This window comes from Paenibacillus pinisoli (assembly GCF_003605435.1).
GTDB classification, from domain to species: domain Bacteria; phylum Bacillota; class Bacilli; order Paenibacillales; family Paenibacillaceae; genus Pristimantibacillus; species Pristimantibacillus pinisoli.
In genome coordinates this window covers 1-2,936 of sequence record NZ_QXQB01000012.1, presented here as the reverse complement: position 1 = coordinate 2,936, position 2,936 = coordinate 1, and the positions used below count along the sequence as shown (strand labels likewise).

Genomic DNA, 2,936 nt, shown 5'->3' with positions numbered 1-2,936 from the left:
ACTAGGTTAAGCTAGTAAGAGCGCACGGAGGATGCCTAGGCACCAGGAGCCGAAGAAGGACGTGGCGAACAACGATACCGCCTCGGGGAGCCGTAAGCAGGCTTTGATCCGGGGATTTCCGAATGGGGAAACCCAGCTGGGGTAATGCCCAGTTACTATCAACTGAATACATAGGTTGATGAGAGGCATACCGGGGGAACTGAAACATCTAAGTACCCCGAGGAAGAGAAAACAAAAGTGATTCCGTCAGTAGCGGCGAGCGAACGCGGATTAGCCCAAACTTACGGATTTATCCGTAGGGGTTGTAGGACATCTCACATGGAGTTACAAAGGAATGGGTTAGGCGAAGAGGTCTGGAAAGGCCCGCCATAGCAGGTAAAAGCCCTGTAACCAAAAGCCAGCACTCTCCGAGGTGTATCCTGAGTACGGCGGGACACGTGAAACCCCGTCGGAATCCGGCAGGACCATCTGCCAAGGCTAAATACTCCCTGGTGACCGATAGTGAAGCAGTACCGTGAGGGAAAGGTGAAAAGCACCGCGGGAGCGGAGTGAAAAAGAACCTGAAACCGTGCGCTTACAAGAAGTCAGAGCCCTTTCTATGGGTGATGGCGTGCCTTTTGTAGAATGAACCGGCGAGTTACGATCCCGTGCAAGGTTAAGGTGGAAAGCCGGAGCCGCAGCGAAAGCGAGTCTGAATAGGGCGATTTGAGTACGTGGTCGTAGACCCGAAACCGTGTGATCTACCCCTGTCCAGGGTGAAGGTGCGGTAACACGCACTGGAGGCCCGAACCCACGAATGTTGAAAAATTCGGGGATGAGGTGGGGGTAGCGGAGAAATTCCAATCGAACTCGGAGATAGCTGGTTCTCCCCGAAATAGCTTTAGGGCTAGCCTCGGATATGAGTGTCGTGGAGGTAGAGCACTGATTGGGTGCGGGGCCCGCCAAGGGTTACCAAGTCTAGTCAAACTCCGAATGCCATCGACATGCTTACCGGGAGTCAGACAGTGAGTGCTAAGATCCATTGTCAAGAGGGAAACAGCCCAGATCATCAGCTAAGGTCCCCAAGTGTGTGTTAAGTGGGAAAGGATGTGGAGTTGCACAGACAACCAGGATGTTGGCTTAGAAGCAGCCACCATTTAAAGAGTGCGTAATAGCTCACTGGTCGAGTGACTCTGCGCCGAAAATGTAACGGGGCTAAACACACCACCGAAGCTATGGCATTGCAGCTTGCTGCATTGGGTAGGGGAGCGTTGTATATAGGTTGAAGTCAGACCGTAAGGACTGGTGGACAGTATACAAGTGAGAATGCCGGTATGAGTAACGAAAAGACAAGTGAGAATCTTGTCCGCCGAAAGCCTAAGGGTTCCTGAGGAAGGCTCGTCCACTCAGGGTAAGTCGGGACCTAACGCGAGGCCGAAAGGCGTAGTGGAAGGACAACAGGTTGAAATTCCTGTACCACCGAAGATCGTTTGAGCGATGGGGTGACACAGAAGGGCAGTGACGCGGGCTGATGGAATAGCCCGTCCAAGCAGTGAGGCTAGTTGATAGGCAAATCCGTCAACTGTTAGGCTGGGCTGTGATGGGGAGCGAAAATTGCAGTAGCGAAGGTCATGTACTCCGGCTGTCGAGAAAAGCCTCTAGTTAGATTTAGGTGCCCGTACCGCAAACCGACACAGGTAGGCGAGCAGAGCATGCTAAGGCGCGCGGAAGAACTCTCGTTAAGGAACTCGGCAAAATGACCCCGTAACTTCGGGAGAAGGGGTGCCTCGGTAGGGTGAATAGCCCGAGGGGGCCGCAGTGAAAAGGCCCAAGCGACTGTTTAGCAAAAACACAGGTCTGTGCGAAGCCGTAAGGCGAAGTATACGGGCTGACGCCTGCCCGGTGCTGGAAGGTTAAGGGGAGCGGTTAGGGGTAACCCGAAGCTGTGAACCGAAGCCCCAGTAAACGGCGGCCGTAACTATAACGGTCCTAAGGTAGCGAAATTCCTTGTCAGGTAAATTCTGACCCGCACGAATGGCGTAACGACTTGGGCGCTGTCTCAACGAGAGATCCGGTGAAATTTTAATACCTGTGAAGATGCAGGTTACCCGCGACAAGACGGAAAGACCCCATGGAGCTTTACTGCAGCTTGATATTGGACTTTGGTACGATCTGTACAGGATAGGTGGGAGCCGTTGAAGCCGGAGCGCCAGCTTCGGTGGAGGCACCGTTGGGATACCACCCTGATCGTATCGGAGTTCTAACCTGGCACCGTGAAACCGGTGCAGGGACCGTGTCAGGCGGGCAGTTTGACTGGGGCGGTCGCCTCCTAAAATGTAACGGAGGCGCCCAAAGGTTCCCTCAGAATGGTTGGAAATCATTCGAAGAGTGCAAAGGCATAAGGGAGCTTGACTGCGAGACCTACAAGTCGAGCAGGGACGAAAGTCGGGCTTAGTGATCCGGTGGTACCGCATGGAAGGGCCATCGCTCAACGGATAAAAGCTACCCTGGGGATAACAGGCTTATCTCCCCCAAGAGTCCACATCGACGGGGAGGTTTGGCACCTCGATGTCGGCTCATCGCATCCTGGGGCTGAAGTAGGTCCCAAGGGTTGGGCTGTTCGCCCATTAAAGCGGTACGCGAGCTGGGTTCAGAACGTCGTGAGACAGTTCGGTCCCTATCTGTCGCGGGCGTAGGAAATTTGAGAGGAGCTGTCCTTAGTACGAGAGGACCGGGATGGACGTACCGCTGGTGTACCAGTTGTTCCGCCAGGAGCACCGCTGGGTAGCCAAGTACGGACGGGATAAGCGCTGAAAGCATCTAAGCGTGAAGCCCCCCTCAAGATGAGATTTCCCAATTAGTAAGACCCCTTGAAGACGACGAGGTTGATAGGTTCGGGGTGGAAGCACAGCAATGTGTGGAGCTGACGAATACTAATCGGTCGAGGGCTTATCCTA

General features: G+C 54.1%; 1 rRNA gene. It reads left to right on the top strand.

From position 1 onward, the window contains the following. The first annotated feature begins 4 nt into the window (after positions 1-4). Positions 5-2,936 (top strand): 23S ribosomal RNA (locus tag D3P09_RS27240).